Annotated in this window: 13 protein-coding genes; 3 read left to right on the forward strand and 10 right to left on the reverse strand. The window is 70.6% G+C overall.

The window, feature by feature from the left end; translation table 11 throughout:
- Positions 1-45: 45 nt before the first annotated feature.
- The 6 genes from AC3IX6_RS33795 to chvE all read right to left on the reverse strand — a co-directional run bounded on the left by AC3IX6_RS33795 (position 46) and on the right by chvE (position 6,629).
- A complete protein-coding gene (locus AC3IX6_RS33795; RefSeq protein WP_489367079.1) occupies positions 46-864 on the reverse strand; it encodes a hypothetical protein in 819 nt (272 codons plus the stop codon).
- On the reverse strand, positions 861-1,394 hold the full coding sequence (locus tag AC3IX6_RS33800) for a SigE family RNA polymerase sigma factor (protein WP_112447285.1): 534 nt from the start codon (positions 1,392-1,394) through the stop codon (positions 861-863). The genes AC3IX6_RS33795 and AC3IX6_RS33800 overlap by 4 nt, the downstream gene beginning before the upstream one ends.
- A gap of 123 nt (positions 1,395-1,517) precedes the next feature.
- On the reverse strand, positions 1,518-2,477 hold the full coding sequence (locus tag AC3IX6_RS33805) for an expansin EXLX1 family cellulose-binding protein (RefSeq protein WP_489371644.1): 960 nt from the start codon (positions 2,475-2,477) through the stop codon (positions 1,518-1,520).
- 168 nt (positions 2,478-2,645) lie between these two features.
- Complete coding sequence (mmsB, locus tag AC3IX6_RS33810) at positions 2,646-3,881, reverse strand: multiple monosaccharide ABC transporter permease (RefSeq protein WP_489367080.1); 1,236 nt, start codon at positions 3,879-3,881, stop codon at positions 2,646-2,648.
- 3 nt (positions 3,882-3,884) lie between these two features.
- Entirely contained in the window at positions 3,885-5,432 is a 1,548-nt protein-coding gene (mmsA, locus tag AC3IX6_RS33815; protein ID WP_489367081.1) for a multiple monosaccharide ABC transporter ATP-binding protein, read from the reverse strand.
- A 102-nt stretch (positions 5,433-5,534) separates the two neighbouring features.
- A complete protein-coding gene (chvE, locus tag AC3IX6_RS33820; protein WP_489367082.1) occupies positions 5,535-6,629 on the reverse strand; it encodes a multiple monosaccharide ABC transporter substrate-binding protein in 1,095 nt (364 codons plus the stop codon).
- Between the two features lie 922 nt (positions 6,630-7,551).
- On the opposite strand from chvE, the gene AC3IX6_RS33825 reads away from it, so the two are divergent.
- Positions 7,552-8,982: a non-reducing end alpha-L-arabinofuranosidase family hydrolase gene (locus tag AC3IX6_RS33825; RefSeq protein ID WP_489367083.1), complete on the forward strand. Its 1,431-nt coding sequence runs from the start codon at positions 7,552-7,554 to the stop codon at positions 8,980-8,982.
- 213 nt (positions 8,983-9,195) lie between these two features.
- On the opposite strand, the gene xylA is transcribed toward AC3IX6_RS33825, so the two are convergent.
- Entirely contained in the window at positions 9,196-10,368 is a 1,173-nt protein-coding gene (gene xylA, locus AC3IX6_RS33830) for a xylose isomerase (RefSeq protein WP_489367084.1), read from the reverse strand.
- A gap of 93 nt (positions 10,369-10,461) precedes the next feature.
- On the opposite strand from xylA, the gene xylB reads away from it, so the two are divergent.
- Both xylB and AC3IX6_RS33840 read left to right on the forward strand, forming a co-directional pair.
- Positions 10,462-11,892: a xylulokinase gene (gene xylB / locus AC3IX6_RS33835; RefSeq protein ID WP_489367085.1), complete on the forward strand. Its 1,431-nt coding sequence runs from the start codon at positions 10,462-10,464 to the stop codon at positions 11,890-11,892.
- A gap of 13 nt (positions 11,893-11,905) precedes the next feature.
- Positions 11,906-13,117 carry an ROK family protein gene (locus AC3IX6_RS33840; protein WP_489367086.1) on the forward strand — a complete coding sequence of 404 codons (1,212 nt, stop codon included), beginning with the start codon at positions 11,906-11,908 and terminating at the stop codon, positions 13,115-13,117.
- Between the two features lie 22 nt (positions 13,118-13,139).
- Here the strand turns inward: AC3IX6_RS33840 and AC3IX6_RS33845 are convergent, their stop codons facing one another.
- The 3 genes from AC3IX6_RS33845 to araB form a co-directional block, all read right to left on the reverse strand.
- Positions 13,140-13,379, reverse strand: coding sequence for a hypothetical protein (locus AC3IX6_RS33845; RefSeq protein ID WP_489367087.1), 240 nt, complete (start codon positions 13,377-13,379; stop codon positions 13,140-13,142).
- A gap of 75 nt (positions 13,380-13,454) precedes the next feature.
- Positions 13,455-14,966 (reverse strand): L-arabinose isomerase, encoded by a 1,512-nt coding sequence (gene araA / locus AC3IX6_RS33850; protein WP_489367088.1) that lies wholly within the window; start codon positions 14,964-14,966, stop codon positions 13,455-13,457.
- Positions 14,967-15,049: 83 nt separating this feature from the next.
- On the reverse strand, positions 15,050-16,744 hold the full coding sequence (araB, locus tag AC3IX6_RS33855) for a ribulokinase (RefSeq protein ID WP_489367089.1): 1,695 nt from the start codon (positions 16,742-16,744) through the stop codon (positions 15,050-15,052).
- Positions 16,745-16,963 lie beyond the last annotated feature (219 nt).

Below are 16,963 nucleotides of genomic sequence, written 5' to 3' on the forward strand. Positions count from 1 at the left end.
GGCGTCCGCGCCGTCCACCCACGGGCCCGGCGAAGCGGCACGGCCTCACCGTGCAGGGGTGAAGCCGCCCCAGACCGAGAGGGCACCGCGGGGACCGCCGGCGTCGACGCGGTAGCCGTCGTGCTCGACCTCGCGTGTGCCGGCGGCGTGGTTGTACTGGCCGGCGAAGACATGCTGTCCGGCCGGTACCGTGCGGCCCGGCTTGAGGATCCAGCGGTAGACCACTGCTCCGCCCTCGTTCTGCACGGTGACGGTGAAATCCTCGGCGGGCAGCGTCCGCCAGCTGCCGGTGTTCTGCACCCCGCCGGTCTGCGTGATGCGCAGTTCCACGGTGAGTGCGGTAAGCGGTTGGGTGGACTTCAGGGTGACGTTGCTCTGCGCCCAGAAGCTGTTGCTGTTCGTGCCCAAGGAGCCGGCCGACGACAGAGGCCCGTCCTGGACGTGCGCGTTGCCCGGCCGGGCCGAGCCCGCGGCGCCTGATGCCGAAGGGCTGGGGGCCGTCGGGGACGAACGGTCCGGCGTCGTCGGGCGGCCGGTGGCGGGCGCCGATGGTGTCGATGGTGTCGGCCGGGGAGTCCCGGACGGCTCGGAGGGCGCGACGGGCGCGACGGGGGTGGCCGAGACGTCCGGCCGGGCCGGCGGCGACTGGACGATGGCGGCGACGGCGAAGCCGCCGACCGCCAGAGTGCCGGCCGCGGCCAGGGAAGCGAGTGCGATCCTGGGCCAGGGCCTCGCACCCGAAGACTCGCGGTGGCGGACGGCGGCGCCGGACATGCCGCGTTCCACGCGTGCCAGGATCCGGGCACGGTCGGGCTGGTGGGCCTCGGCGGCCTCGCGCAGCCGCCTGGTGAGTTCCTCGTTCAACGGCTCCTCCTCCCCGCCAACAGTTCCCCGGCTGCTCCTGTACTGCCCAGCATCCGTTCCAGCTCGGCCATCCCCTTCGAGGTCTGGCTCTTCACCGTACCGACCGATATTCCGAGCGCCAGAGCGGTGTCCTTCTCGGACAGGTCGAAGGCATGCCGCAGGACCACGCACGACCGCTTCCGGAACGGCAACCGGGCGAGAGCGGTCCGCACGTCCACCACGCCGGCCACGTCCGGACCGTGCAACGGCTCGGCACCGCGGGACCAGAACAGGGCGATCCGGCGGCGCTCGCGCACCGTGCTGCGGATCCGCGACCGTGCCAGGTTGGCGACCACGCCACGGGCGTAGGCGAGCGGGTACTCGGCCTGGCGCAGACGGTCCCAGCGCTGCCACAGCGCGAGCAGGGCGTCCGCGGCCAGATCGTCGGCGCCGTCCGCCTCGCCCGTCAGGAGACGGGCGAACCGGGCGAGTTCGGCGTAGTGGCGTTCGAAGAAGTCGTGGAACTCCGCGGACGCGTCATCGAGGACCATGTCCGTTGGTCGTCCCCTCCGCAAAATGTGTGCGCTAACATCCGGGCGGCAGCGTACCAGTGCCCGGTTGGCCGGGGCGCGCCGATGCGTCGTGCCCCGGCGCTGCCCCCGCCGCGGTGGGTCTCAGTGCGCGGCGAACTGGACCCTGGTCGGTTGTGCGACGTTCGGCAGCAGCGCGGTCCCGTCGACCGTCAACTGCTCTCCGTAGATGTCGGTGATCCTTATCGCGCCGCCGCACCCACCGCCGTCGGCGGAGAGGAAGTAGTTGTAGTCGGTACGGGGCAGCTTCCGCCAGCCCTGGCTGGTGCGTACCTCCAGCCGTGCGACCGGATTCCGGTGGTCGATCACCTGGATGCCGCACCAGTGGACGCTGGACCCGGTCTTGTACCGGAGGGAGAGGGCGTCGGACGTGCGGGGGCTCACCAGGCTCCAGGTGATCGGGATGCGGCCGACCTTGAGCTCGGCCAGTTTCGCGAAGGCCTGTTCGCTGAGGTCCAGTTGTCCGGGCGCGCAGGGGAGCGGGCATTCGTTGGTGATCCGGACCGTGATCGAGGCGCCGTTCGCGGCGCGGACGCGCACGTACGCGCCACAGGCCCTGGACGACTCGTAGTCGGTGGTGTTCATCGCCGCGATCATGAGGTCGTCGCTCGGGCCGAACAGGCAGGCGCCGTTGCCGTCGGCGGCGGCGTAGGCGGTGGCGACGCCCTTGTAGGTGGTATCCGGCCGGATGCGTCCTGCCGACGGTGCCGGGGTGGATGCCGCCGGTGGGGTCTTCTTCGCCGCAGGCGGGGGCGCTGCCGCCTCGGTGGTTGTTGCGGCGGTCGCGCTCGGGGTCGCCGCGCTGGGCGAGCCGGCCGCCGGGGGTGCGGGGCTCGTCGGGGCCGAGGACGCGGCTCCCGTAGGGGTGGCGGCGGGGGCGGCCACGTCGGCCGCAGCGTCGGCGCCGGCCCCGGCCTTGGGGCGGGGGAGCATGGCCGTCACCAGGCAGAAGAGGACGCCTGCGGCCGTCAGTATCACCGCCGTACCGAGCATCAGCCTGTGTCTGCGCCTGCGCTGCCGCGCGGCCTGCCGTGCAGTGTGCATGTCCATCCGTTCGAAGATCCGAGTCGAGGTGCACTGCCTGGTCGCCGCAGGACGCGAAAAGGTTGCCGACGGTGGGAAGCAGGCGCGCGGCGGGTCCTTCAGGGCGGCCGGGCAGCGGTGCACGAGACCTTCTTCGAGCGGATCGTCGACGCGCGAGCGGGGCCGCGGTCAGCCTGCGGCCTTGCGCTTGTTGTAGACGTCGAAGCCGACGGCCGCCAGCAGTACCAGGCCCTTGATCACCTGCTGGTAGTCCGTGCCCACGCCGACCAGCGACATGCCGTTGTTCAGCACGCCCAGCACCAGACCGCCGATGATCGCACCGAGGACGGTGCCCACACCGCCGCTCGCGGAGGCGCCGCCGATGAAGGCGGCGGCGATCGCCTCCAGCTCGAAGTTGATGCCGGCTTGTGGCGTACCTGCGTTGAGCCGCGCGGCGAACACCATCCCGGCCAGGGCCGCGAGGACGCCCATGTTCACGAAGGCGAGGAAGACGACCCGCTTGCTCTTCACCCCGGACAGCCTCGCCGCCGCCTCGTTCCCGCCGATGGCGTAGGTGTGCCGGCCGAGGATCGAGTTGCGCATCACGTATCCGAAGCCGACCAGCAGGACGCCGAGGATCAGCAGGACGATCGGCACCCCGTGGTAGCTGGCCAGCAGCAGTGTGAAGGCCACCACGGCCGCGGTGATCGCGCCGAGCTTCACCAGGAACAGACCGGTCGGGAGCGGTTCCAGCCCGTACGAGGCGGCCCGCCGCCGTCCGCGCACCTCCTGCAGGATCGCGACGGCCAGTACCACGAGGCCCAGCAGCAGGGTGAGGTTGTGGTAGTCGGTGTGGGGGCCGACCGCCGGGAGGAAGCCGCTGCTGATGTTCTGGAAGCCCTTGGGGAACGGCGCCACCGACTGGCCCTGCAGGAGGATCTGGGTCCCCCCGCGGAACAGCAGCATGCCGGCCAGCGTGACGATGAACGAGGGGATCCCGAGATAGGCGATCCAGAACCCTTGCCAGGCTCCGGCGAGAGCCCCGATCAGCAGTGCGGCCACCAGCGCCACGGGCCACGGCGCGTGGTGTTTGACCATCATCACCGCCGCGGCCGCCCCGACGAAGGCGGCGAGCGACCCGACCGACAGGTCGATGTGCCCGGCGATGATCACGATCATCATGCCGATGGCCAGGATGAGGATGTAGCCGTTCTGCTGGATCAGATTGGTGATGTTGAGCGGCTGGAGCAGGATGCCGCCCGTCCAGAACTGGAACAACAGCACGATCAGCGCCAGCGCGAGCAGCATCCCGTACTGGCGCAGGTTGCCGCGCAGCGCTCGGGCCAGTACGGCACCGGCCGACGGTCGTCGGCCGGGCTCCGGTGTGCGGGGCGTGGTGTCTGGGGTGGTCTGGGTCTGGGCCATGCCTCACACCTGCTTGTCGGGGTATGCCGCGCTCATGGTCATGAGCCGCATGAGGGATTCCTGGGTGGCGTCCGCGCGGGTGACCTCACCGGTGATCCGGCCTTCGGCCATGGTGTAGATCCGGTCGCACAGGCCCAGGAGTTCGGGGAGTTCGGAGGAGATGACGAGCACCGCCTTGCCCTGGGCGGCGAGTTCGGCGATGACCGTGTAGATCTCCGCCTTGGCGCCGATGTCGATGCCCCGGGTGGGTTCGTCGAGGATCAGCACCTCCGGGTCGGCGAAGATCCACTTGCTGAGGACGACCTTCTGCTGGTTGCCGCCGCTGAGTTTGCCGGTCTCCGCGAACACGGAAGGGGCCTTGATGTTCATGCTCCGGCGGAACGATTCGGCGATCCGGGTCTCCTCGTGCCGGTCGACCCAGCCCCGCCGGGCGACCTTGCCCAGGGCGCTCAGAGAGATGTTCCGGCTGATGTCTTCGCCCAGATTGAGGCCGAGCTGCTTGCGGTCCTCGGTCACGTAGGCGATGCCGTGCCCGATCGCCTCAGGCACCGTCCGGGTACGGATCTCCCGGCCGTCCAGCCGCACCCGGCCGCCGGTCCACCGCCCGTACGAGCGGCCGAAGACGCTCATGGCCAGTTCGGTGCGGCCTGCGCCCATGAGGCCGGCGATGCCGACGATCTCGCCTCGACGGACGTTGAGGGAGACGCCGTCGACCACCTTGCGACGGTGGTCGATCGGGTGTTGGACGCTCCAGTCCTCGATCTCGAAGGCGACCTCGCCGATCTCGGAGGCGCGCTCGGGGTAGCGGTGTTCCAGGTCGCGGCCGACCATGCCGCGGATGATCCGCTCCTCGGAGATGCCCTCGGGACCGATCGCGATGGTCTCGATGGTCCGCCCGTCGCGCAGGATGGTGACGGCATCGGCGACCCGGGCGATCTCGTTCAGCTTGTGCGAGATGAGGATGCAGGAGATGCCCTGTGCCTTGAGTTCGAGGATCAGGTCGAGCAGCTTGCGGCTGTCCTCGTCGTTCAGGGCGGCCGTCGGTTCGTCCAGGATGAGCAGCTTGACCTTCTTGGCGAGCGCCTTGGCGATCTCGACCAACTGCTGTTTGCCCACGCCGAGATCGGCGATCCTGGTGTGCGGGCTCTCGTCGAGTCCGACCTGCCGGATCAGTGCGGCGGCGTGGGTCAGCGTCTTGTGCCAGCTGATGACGCCCCGGGTGGCGTGCTCGTTGCCGAGGAAGATGTTCTCGGCGATGGACAGGTAGGGCACCAGCGCGAGTTCCTGGTGGATGATCACGATGCCGCGCTGCTCGCTGGCCCGGATGTCCCGGAACCGGCAGGGCTCGCCCTCGAAGTAGATCTCGCCCTGGTAGCCGCCGTGGGGGTGGACCCCGCTGAGTACCTTCATCAGCGTGGACTTGCCGGCGCCGTTCTCACCGCAGACGGCGTGCACCTCACCGGCGGCGACGGTCAGGTTGACCTCGGAGAGGGCCTTCACACCGGGAAACGTCTTGCTGATCGACCGCATCTCGAGAACGGGTCGGGCCATGGTTGTGCATCCGTATCGTCGGGGCGGTGCGGCGCCGGGCGGTCCCGCGGGCGTCGCACCGCCGTTTCTTCGTCGCCGGACCCGTCGGTCGGGCTCCGTGGGCTACTTCAGCTGGTCCGCGGTGTACTGGCCGCTGTCCACCAGGACCTTCTGGTAGTTCTCCTTGTCGACGCTGACCGGCTGGAGCAGCTGCGCCGGTACGGTCTTGACGCCGTTGTCGTACTGGGCGGTGTCGTTGACCTCGGGTTTGCCGCCCGTCAGTAGCGCGTCGCCCATCTGGACTGCTGCCTTGGCCAGTTGGCGGGTGTCCTTGTAGACGGTCTGGGTCTGCTCGCCCGCGATGATCGACTTCACCGAGGCCAGCTCGCCGTCCTGGCCCGTGACGACGGGAATGGGCTGGCCTGCGCCGTAGCCGACGCCCTTGAGCGAGGAGATGATGCCGATCGAGATGCCGTCGTACGGCGAGAGCACGGCGTCGACGCGGGCGGCGGTGTACGACTTGCTCAGCAGGTTGTCCATCCGGGACTGGGCGAGGCCGCCGTCCCAGCGCAGCGTGGCGATCTGGTTGAAGGAGGTCTGGCCGCTCTGTACGACCAGCTTCTTGTCGTCGATGTACGGCTTGAGGACGCTCATCGCACCGTTGAAGAAGAACGTGGCGTTGTTGTCGTCCGGCGAGCCGGCGAACAGCTCGATGTTGAACGGGCCCTTGCCGTCCTTGAGGCCGAGCTTGTCGACGATGTAACTGCCCTGGAGGACGCCGACCTTGTGGTTGTCGAAGGTCGCGTAGTAGTCGACGTTCCCGGTGCCGCGGATCAGCCGGTCGTAGGAGATGACGGGGATGTGGGCGTCGGCGGCCTTCTGCAGCACGTTGGTGAGCGAGGAACCGTCGATGGCGGCGATCACCAGCAGCTTGGCGCCCTTGGTGATCATGTTCTCCACCTGGGAGACCTGGTTCTCCACGACGTTGTCGCCGTACTGGAGATCGGTCTTGTAACCCTTGGCCTGGAACTCCTTGACCATGTTGTTGCCGTCGTTGATCCAGCGTTCCGACGACTTGGTCGGCATCGCGATGCCGACGAGGCCGCCTTTGGCCTCCCCGCCGGCCCCACCCTCGCCTGCTCCGTTGGCGCTCTGGCCGCAGGCTGCCAGCGACAGCGTCAGGCCCAGGGTGACAAGGCCCGCTGAAAGCTTCCGCACAGTTCCTCCAGTGATGTTCCGCGACCGGCACGGTGCGACCCGGTTGGGAGAAGCCGGAAGCGGTCGAGCGGGGCCGGCCGGGAGTCATCTCCTCGCACTGTGTGAAGTCCGGGTTCGCGGCGGCTCCGGCCTGGCGATACCTGAGTGTTAACGCTCACAAGTGTGCCGTCAAGGGTCTGTTCGGATCGCCGTTGGGCCAACCACGAGTGGACCGGATCCTGGTTCTGGGCACCCGCCGGCCTACCGTCGGCCGTTCGTCTGCTCGAGGACGGGAGTGTGACGGGGTTTCGCGGGGCCCGCCCCGCCCGGTGTGTCGGTTCCGTGCCGCACGTCGCGGTCGGATCCGGCAGCCGGCTGAGGGTCCCATGGCTGCGGTGGAGAACAGATCCGGGGCCCGAGGCGGGCTTGGGCAACGTGGCCGCCCGGAGCCCCGCGACGACTCGACCGCCCTTGGGGATTCGCGACTCGATCGCCTTGTAAGGCAACCTCGGCGAGGTCGCCTGCGAGAACAGTGTGACGACGACCCGGTGGAGGGGATCGTGTGCGGCCAGAGCCGCTTGCCTTCAGGTGGGCCGTGCCGTGCCGTTACGGGTTGAGGTCGACTTTCTGGGCCTCAACTCCATTAAATCGGCGTGTGGTTGACCGTACCGATTCTGCTTCAGTGATCCGGCGGATTCTTGTAGAAAATCTTGACAGTCGCTCAGGCCCCTGGTCTCTTGCCTCCAACGCCCATGTGTGAGCTGCAAATTGTTAGCGCTAACAATCCTCTGGCGTCCCCCACCACCCTCAGGGGCCACACCTTGTCGCCGCTCCGCCGCTCCGCCGCTGCGATGCGCCGTGCGGCCGGATCCGCAGGCGCCGAGGGCAGGTCGCCCCTGCCCAAACCGTGTGACAGCTCATCCGGTCACAAAGGAGATCTCAAATGCGCAGACAAAATTCCAGCCGCAGCCGCCTGTCCACGGTGCTCGCCGCCGCGGTTGCCGCCCTGGCCGCGTTGGCGGCGCTGCTCGTCGCCGGCCCGGCTCAGGCGGCCACCACCGGCGACTTGCGCGGTGTTGCTTCCGGCCGCTGTCTCGATGTGGCGGGCTTCAGTCAGTCCGACGGCGCGAACGTGCACGTCTGGGACTGCCACGGTGGAATCAACCAGCAGTGGACGTTGACGGGCAGCAGCCGGCTGACCGTGTACGGCAACAAGTGCCTGGATGTCCGGGGCGGCGCCACCACGTCCGGGACCCCGGTGCAGATCTGGACGTGCAACGGCAGTGAGAACCAGCAGTGGCGGGTGAACCCCGACGGCACGATCGTCGGCGTGCGGTCCGGGCTGTGCCTGGAGGTCTCGGGCTGGGGTACGGCCAACGGCACGGGGGTGCAGATCTGGTCGTGCCACGGTGGCACCAACCAGAAGTGGACGGGCCTGTCCGGGGCGAGCAACGCGTGTGCTCTTCCGGCGACCTACCGGTGGACCTCGACGGCTCCGCTGGCGCAGCCGTCGAACGGGCAGCTCGCGCTGAAGGACTTCAGCACCACCACGTACAACGGCAAGCACCTGGTCTACGGGGCCACCTCCAGCGGAACGGCGTGGGGCTCGACGGTGTTCAGTCCCTTCACGAACTGGTCGGACATGGGGGCGGCCACCCAGACCGGGATGAACGAGCCCGCGGTGGCGCCGGAGCTGTTCTACTTCGCGCCCAAGAACGTCTGGGTGATGGTGTCCCAGTGGAGTCAGTGGCCGCTCTACTACCGCACGTCCAGCGACCCCACCAACCCCAACGGCTGGTCCGCCGCGCAGCCGCTGTTCACCGGCAGCCTGCCCGTGGGACCCGGGGACCGGAGGGACGCCCCGATCGACCCGACCATGATCGCCGATGACCAGAACATGTACCTGTTCTTCGCCGCCGACAACGGCAAGATCTACCGGGCGAGCATGCCGATCGGGAACTTCCCGGGCAACTTCGGCTCCTCGTACACGACGGTCATGAGCGACACGACGGACCTTCTGTTCGAGGCGCCGGAGGTCTACAAGGTCCAGGGCCGGAACCAGTACCTCATGATCGTCGAGGCGCAGGGTTCGAACCGCTACTTCCGCTCGTTCACGGCCTCCAGCCTGGACGGTCCGTGGACCGTCCAGGCCGGCAGCGAGAGCAGCCCCTTCGCGGGTCAGGCCAACAGCGGTTCCACCTGGGCCAAGGGCGTCAGCCACGGTGACCTGGTCCGCAACAACCCCGACCAGACCATGACCATCGATCCCTGCAACCTGCAGTTCCTCTACCAGGGCCTCCCCACCAACACGCCGGAGGGCACCGAGTACCTGAAGCTGCCGTACCGGCCGGGCCTGCTCACCCTTCAGCGCTGACCCGCCTGAACCGCGCTGATCGCGATGGGGTGCGGTCCGTCGACGCGTAGCCGAGCGGTTCACGGCGTGGGCAACTCCACCTGCTGACCGATACCCACCGCACCGGGGAACCCCAGCCGCGCATCGGCTGGGGTTCCTCATCCTGTACCGGCGGCCAAGGCGCGGCGGAGCCGGGCCGTGGAACGCCACGGCCCGGCTCTTGGGTGCACCGGCTCAGCGGGCGCCGAGGAGGTGTTCGAGGGCGAGCTGGTCCAGCTGCTCGAAGGCCATGCCGCGGCGGGCGGCGGCGTCGACGTCGAATGTGTCGAAAGCGGTCGGGTCGGCCAGTAGCCCGGCCAGGCCGTCCGCGGCGGTGGGGAGGGCCAGTTCGGGCAGCCGGGAGGCGGCGAGCGCGGCCTGGACCTCCGGATCCGACCGGAAGGCGCGGGCACGCTCCGCCAGGATCAGGTAGTTGCGCATGCAGCCGGCCGCCGAAGCCCAGACGCCGGCGGAGTCCTCGGTGCGCGGCGGCTTGAAGTCGAAGTGACGGGGGCCGTCGTAGCCGGCCGACTCCAGCAGGTCGACCAGCCAGAAGGCCTGGCGCAGGTCGCCCGCGCCGAAGCGCAGGTCCTGGTCGTACTTGATGCCCGTCTGGCCGTTGAGGTCGATGTGGAACAGCTTGTCGTGCCACAGGGCCTGGGCGATGCCGTGCGGGAAGTTCAGCCCGGCCATCTGCTCGTGGCCGACCTCCGGGTTGAGGCCGACCCGCTCGGGCCGCTCCAGTTCGTTGATGAACGCCAGGGCGTGGCCGATGGTGGGCAGCAGGATGTCGCCGCGCGGCTCGTTGGACTTGGGTTCGATCGCGAAGCGCAGGTCGTATCCCTGGTTCTCGACGTACTCGCCCAGCAGGTCGAAGGCCTCCTTCAGCCGGTCGAGGGCGGAGCGCACGTCCTTGGCCGCGCCCGACTCCGCGCCTTCGCGGCCGCCCCAGGCGACGTAGACCGAGGCGCCGAGTTCCGCGGCCAGGTCGATGTTGCGGATCGTCTTGCGCAGCGCGTACCGGCGCACGTCCCGGTCGTTCGCGGTGAAGGCGCCGTCCTTGAACACCGGGTGGGTGAAGAGGTTGGTGGTGGCCATCGGGACCTTCAGCCCGGCCGTGTCGAGTGCGGTGCGAAAGCGCTTGACCGCCTGCTCGCGGGCGGCTTCGCCGGCGCCGAAGGGGATCAGGTCGTCGTCGTGGAACGTGACGCCGTAGGCGCCGAGCCCGGCCAGCCGCTCCACGGTCTCGACCGGGTCGAGGGCGGGTCGGGTGGCGTCGCCGAAGGGGTCCCGGCCCTGCCAGCCGACGGTCCACAGGCCGAAGGTGAACCTGTGCGCGGGGGTGGGGACGAGCGGGTCGCTGGTCATGAGGCGCTCCGGATCTGGGCCGAGGGCTATTTGTAATGGCGAAAAACAAATTAGTATGCCGAGACGCCAGAAGGAACCCCACCGGAGGAACGCATGTCTGCTCAGCGTGTCGTGATCGGTGTCGACAGCTCGACCCAGTCCACGAAAGCCCTCGCCGTCGACATCGACACAGGCGCCGTCGTGGGCGAGGGCCGTGCCGCGCACGCCGTCAGCGCGGGCGCCGGACGCGAGAGCGACCCCGAACAGTGGTGGCGGGCGCTCGGCGAGGCCATGGCGGGCACCGGCTGGGCGGATCGCGCCGCCGCCTGCTCGATCGCCGGTCAGCAGCACGGCCTGGTCACCCTCGACGCGGCCGGACGGCCGGTGCGCCCGGCACTGCTCTGGAACGACGTCCGCTCCGCCCCGCAGGCCGCCGAACTCGTGGCCGCGTTCGGCGCGGCAGAGCTCGCCCGCCGCAGCGGAAGCGTCCCCACGGCCGCCTTCACGGCGGCCAAGTGGGTCTGGCTGCACACGAACGAGCGTGCCGCCGCCGACCGCGTCGCGGCCGTCCGGCTTCCCCACGACTTCCTGACGGAGCGGCTGACCGGTGAGGCGGTGACGGACCGCGGAGACGCGTCGGGAACCGGCTGGTGGGGCCCGGACGGCTATGACCAGGACCTCCTCGGCCGGATCGGCCTCGACCCCGGGCTGCTGCCGCAGATCCTGGCGACGGGAGCCCGGGCGGGCGTCGTCCGGCCCGGGATGCCGCTGCGCGAAGGCGCACTGGTGGCGACCGGGACCGGCGACAACATGGCCGCCGCCCTCGGCCTGGGCCTGACCCCCGGACGTCCGGTGCTGAGCCTCGGCACCTCCGGCACCGTCTACGCCGTCGGCCGGACCCGGCCCGCCGACCCGAGCGGAACCGTCGCCGGCTTCGCCGATGCCCTCGGCGGCTGGCTGCCGCTCGCCTGCACGCTCAACTGCACCCTCGCCGTCGACCGCTTCGCCACCCTCGTCGGCCGCGACCGCGAGGACGTCGAGGGAGGCGGCACGGTGGTGGTGCTTCCCTACCTGGACGGCGAGCGCACCCCCGACCTCCCGGGCGCTTCCGGCCTGGTCCACGGCCTGCGCCACGACACGACGCCGGGCCAGCTGCTCCAGGCCGCCTACGACGGCGCCGCCCACGCCCTGCTCGCGGCCCTGGACGACGTGCTGCGTGCCGGAGGTGAGAACCCCGCCCCCGACGAACCGCTCCTCCTGATCGGAGGCGGAGCCCGCGGCAGGGCCTGGCAGAGGACCGTCCTGCGACTGTCCGGACGAGCGGTCCAGGTGCCCGAAGCCCGGGAACTGGTCGCGCTCGGGGCCGCCGCCCAGGCCGCCGCACTGCTCACCGGTGAGCCCGCCGACGCCGTCGCCCGGCGCTGGCGGACCGCAGAGGGCCGGGTACTGGAGCCCGTACCCCGTGACGACGACACGCTCGAACGGATCACCAGTACGCTGCGGCGGGCGCGGGCCCTGCAGGAGGTCCCGCCGGGAGAGCGATAGGACGGTCGGGTCGATGACGGGGACCGGCAGGGCGAGCGGGGGCGCGGAAGCCGCGCCCGCCTCGCAGCAGGGGATGCGCCGGCGGAACCTCGCGGTGGTGATCGGCGTGGTCGCCGCGCACGGACCGCTCTCCCGGGCGGACGTGGCCGGGCACACGGGCCTGACCAGGCCGGCCGTCTCCTCCATGGTCGACGAGCTCATCGGCCGGGGAGCGCTGACCGAGACGGAGACCGCGCCCAGCGGACGGGTCGGCCGTCCCGGACGGGCGCTGGCCCTGAACGACCGGGGTCCCGCCGGCCTCGGCCTGGAGATCGGCGTCACCCATCTCGCCGCGTGCGTCGTGGACCTGCGCGGTGAACCCCGGGTCTGGCGTCGCGTGGAGCGGGCCAACGCGGGCCGGCCGGCCGGGGACGTGCTGGCAGAGGCTGCCGCGCTGGGCGCCGAGGCGGAGTCCGAGGCCGCGGCCCTCGGCCTGCATGTCGAGGGCCGCGTCCTGGCCGTGCCGGGGGTGGTGCCGAACACGCCGAGCGGGCTGGTCGCGAACGCGCCGAACCTCGGCTGGCAGGCAGTGCGCCCCGCCGACCACTGGCCCGACCCCGATACCGCGCCCGAGCCGGAGAACGAAGCCAATCTCGGGGCGCTTGCCGAGCAGTGGCACCGGGGCGACCCCGCCGAGACCTTCGTGCACGTCTCCGCCGAGGCCGGAATCGGTGCCGCACTGGTCATCGGCGGACAGCTGTTCCGGGGCGCCCGCGGCTTCGCGGGCGAACTCGGCCACCTGCCCGTCCACCCGGAGGGCGCCCCTTGCGCCTGCGGGGCACGCGGCTGCCTGGAGCAGTACGCGGGCGAAGCGGCCGTACTGCGCGAGGCCGGGCTCGGAGACGTCGGCGACCCGGTGGCCCTGCTCGCCGAGCGGGCAGCCGCCGGGGACGCCGCCACCCTGCGCGCCCTGGACCGCGCAGGCCGGGCCCTGGGCCTCGCCCTGACATCGGCGGTGAACCTGATCGACCCGGACGGCCTCGTGCTGGGCGGCGCCTACACCGAACTCGCCGACTGGCTCCTCCCGTCGGTACGCGCCGAACTGGCGGCGAGGGTCACCGTCAGGCCCTGGAACCCGGAGGCGGTAAGCCCCTCCGCCCTGGGGCGCCGCGGACCGGTTCTGGGTGCGGCATGGTCGACGGTCCAACAGATCATCGCCGACCCCACCCGCCTGCCCATCCGCTGACTGGTGCTGTGACCGGAGAGACTCACCGTGGCAGGACGCCGGGCACGGCCCGGCGCCCGGTGCGATCGAACACGTACAGCTGCCCCAGATCGACCGGCAGCGGAACCCGGGCACCCACCCGCACCCGGACATGGGGTCCCGTGCGCACCACGAGATCGCTGCGCACCGTCCCCAGCCGTGCCGGAGCGGTGTTCGCGTCAGTGCCCTGAGCTGATGCCGGCGGCGCCTCCTGGACCGCGACCGAACCGGACAGCCGTTCCATGGCCCGGTCCCTGAGTCGGCTGAGGCCGCTCTGGTTCCTTCTGTGGCTGCGCCTGGGACCCGGGCTTCGAGCGGTTCACAGCCCCAGTGCCAGCCGGTAGTACGCCTGGTTCCAGCGGAGGTCGCGCCGGAACTGCCTCGGGGTGGTGGTCTCGTCGATGAGGGCGAGTTCGAGGCGGAGCATCTCGGCCAGGTCGTCGAGGTGGTCCGAGGTCAGGGCGGTGCTGAGGACGGTGTGGTGCGGTCCTCCGGCCGTCAGCCAGGATTCGGTGGAGGTCCGCAGGTCGGGGCGGGGCCGCCAGACCGCGCGGGCAACGGGCAGGGCGGGCAGCGGGTGAGGGGGCGCCACCACGTCGATGTCGTTGGCGATCAGGCGGAAGCGGTCGCCGAGGTCGGCGAGCCCGACCACCACGGCCGGGCCGGGGGCCGCGTCGAACACCAGGCGCACCGGGTCCTCCCTCCCGCCGATGCCGAGGGGGTGGATCTCGCAGCTGGGCCTGGCGGCGGCGATGGTGGGGCAGACTTCCAGCATGTGCGCACCGAGGATGAGCTCGTTGCCGGGTGTCAGGTCGTAGGTGTAGTCCTCCATGAAGGAGGTGCCGCCCGGGCGGCCGGTGGCAGCCACTTTGAGGGCGCGCAGGAGGACGGCGGTCTTCCAGTCACCCTCTCCTCCGAAGCCGTATCCCTGGGCCATGAGCCGCTGCACGGCGAGGCCGGGCAGCTGGCGCAGTCCGCCCAGGTCCTCGAAGTTGGTGGTGAAGGCTCCGAACCCGCCCGTTTCGAGGAAGGTGCGCAGGCCGGCTTCGATGCGGGCCGCGTAACGCAGCGCGTCGTGCCGTTCGCCGCCCGGTCGCAGTTCCGGCGCCAGGTCGTACAGGTCGGCGTACTCCTCGACGAGGGAAGCCACCTCGGTCTCGTCCGCGCTGTCGACGACCTTCACCAGGTCGTTGACGCCGTAGGTGTTGACGGAGACGCCGAAGCGCAGCTGGGCCTCGACCTTGTCGCCCTCGGTGACGGCCACGTCGCGCATGTTGTCGCCGAAGCGGGCGACCTTGAGGGTGGCCAGTTCGGATCGTGCGGCGGCCGCCCGCGCCCAGACCGCGACGCGTGCGCTCGTCACCGGATCGGTGACGTGGCCGGCCACGGTCTTGCGGGGTACGCCGAGACGGGTCTGGATGTGCCCGAACTCGCGGTCTCCGTGGGCGGCTTGGTTGAGGTTCATGAAGTCCATGTCGATGGTGTCCCAGGGCAGGGCCACGTTCGACTGGGTGTGGAGGTGCAGCAACGGCTTGCGCAGCGCGTCCAGTCCGGCGATCCACATCTTGGCCGGCGAGAAGGTGTGCATCCAGGCGATGAGCCCGATGCACCGGTCCTCGGCGTTCGCGTCGAGGCACACCCGGCGGATGGCGTCGGCGTCGGTCAGTACCGGCTTCCACACCACACGCGCGGGAATGCCGGAGGCGTCGGCCAGCGCGGTGGCTATCTGCCGCGACTGTTCGGCGACCTGCTTCAGCGTCTCCTCCCCGTACAGGCCTTGGCTGCCGGTGAGGAACCAGATCTCCTGGGCGGGGAATGTTCGGCTGGGCACATGGACTCCTGAAGGTGACGTCCCGCAGCGCTGGTGAGGGCGCCGCGAGGGTGGGGACTCGGGAACGGAAGCGGGGGCGGGGGTCAGCCCGCGGTGTGGGCCGTGTCGCGGACGTGCCTCAGGCGGTGCAGCAGGCCACCAGTGGCGAAGTGGTCGTGCAGGAGCCGGTATTCGGCGAAGAGGGCGTCGTAAGCGTCGGCCCGCGGGGCGTCGGGCCTGTAGACGGCCGGCAGCCGGCGGCCCATGGCGGCGGTGGCCGTCCGTACGTCGGCGTGCGCGCCGGCGGCTACGGCGGCGTGGATGGCCGACCCGAGGGCGGGGCCCTGGTCGGACGCGGCGAGGGAGACGGGGCGGCGCAGCACGTCGGAGTAGATCTGCATCAGCAGTTCGTTCTTGGCCAGTCCGCCCGCGACGATGAACTCGTGGACCGGTACGCCGCCTGCTTCCAGGGTCTCCACGATGACGCGGGTGCCGAACGCGGTGGCTTCGAGCAGCGCGCGGTAGACGTCCTCGGGGCGGGTCGCGAGGGTGAGACCCACGATGACGCCGGAGAGGTGGTGGTCGACGAGGACCGAACGGTTGCCGTTCAGCCAGTCGAGGGCGACCAGTCCGTGTCCGCCGACCGGCTGGCCGGCGGCCTTCCGGGTCAGCAGGGTGTGCAGGTCCTCGCCGCGCTCGGCGGCCTCGGCGAGGTAGTCCGACGGGACGCCCTGGTCCAGTACCCAGGCGAAGATGTCGCCGACCGCGCTCTGGCCCGCCTCGTAGCCGTAGGCTCCCTCGACGATCCCGCCGGCCACGACCCCGCAGATGCCGGGGACGTCGGCCAGGACGGGGGCGTTCACGACGTGGCAGGTGGAGGTCCCCATGATGGCGAGCAGTTGTCCGTCCTCTACGGCCTGGGCCGCCGCCGCGGTGACATGGGCGTCGACGTTGCCCGCGGCCACGGCGATGCCGGGGCGCAGCCCTGTCCACGCTGCCGCCTCCTTACTGAGCGAGCCCACTCGTGAGCCCAGAGCGGAGAGGGGGAATTCGAGGCGGGTGCGTGCGAAGTCGGCGAACCGGGGGTTCAGTGCGGCCAGGTACTCCTCGCCCGGGTAGGCGCCGTCCTGGTGGATGCCCTTGTATCCGGCGGTGCAGGCGTTGCGGGACTCGGTTCCGGTGAGCTGCCACACGATCCAGTCGGCGGCCTCGATCCACCGCGCGCAGCTTTCGTAGACGAGCGGATCCTCCTCCAGGACCTGGAGCGCCTTCGCGAACTGCCACTCGGCTGAGATGCGGCCGCCGTAGCGGGCGATCCACTTCTCCCCGCGGGCGTGGGCGATTTCGGTGATGCGGTCGGCGTGGGACTGGGCGGCGTGGTGCTTCCACAGCTTGGGCCACGCGTGGGGCCGTCCGGCGAGCTCGGTCTCGGCGAGGGGAGTCCCGTCGGCCCGCGTGGGCAGGACGGTGCAGGCGGTGAAGTCGGTGGCGATGCCGATCACCGCGGAGGGATCGATCCCCGCCGCCGCCAGGGCCTGCGGGACGGCGTGACGCAGTACGTCCCGCCAGTCCTGGGGGTGTTGCAGCGCCCAGTCCGGAGGCAGCGGCGCACCGCCGTGCGGCAGGTACCGGTCGATGACGCCGTGCCGGTAGGCGTGGACCGCCGCGGCCAGCTCCTGACCGTCGCTGACCCGCACCACCACGGCGCGGCCCGACAGCGTGCCGAAGTCGACGCCGACCGTGTACTGCTCCGATTCCTCGGAAGGCGGGGTGGGCGCGAGGAGATGGGGTGACGTCAACAGAGTGCCTTTCGAAGGAGCCGTGGGCGGCACGCGGCGCGGCCCGGCAGCCGGAGATGCCGTCCCGACCATCCTGGCGGTCGGCGGTGGATCCGATGAGCTTGCAGTGTGAGCGCTAACAATGTCGATAGGCAAGAGGTCTGCGTGGATCATGCGGGAGGCCCCCTTGGTACGGCGGCCTTCGTATACGGGGCCTCGCCTTGATGTTTGCTTGATTCG

Source organism: Streptomyces sp. GL_141 (assembly GCF_057834385.1).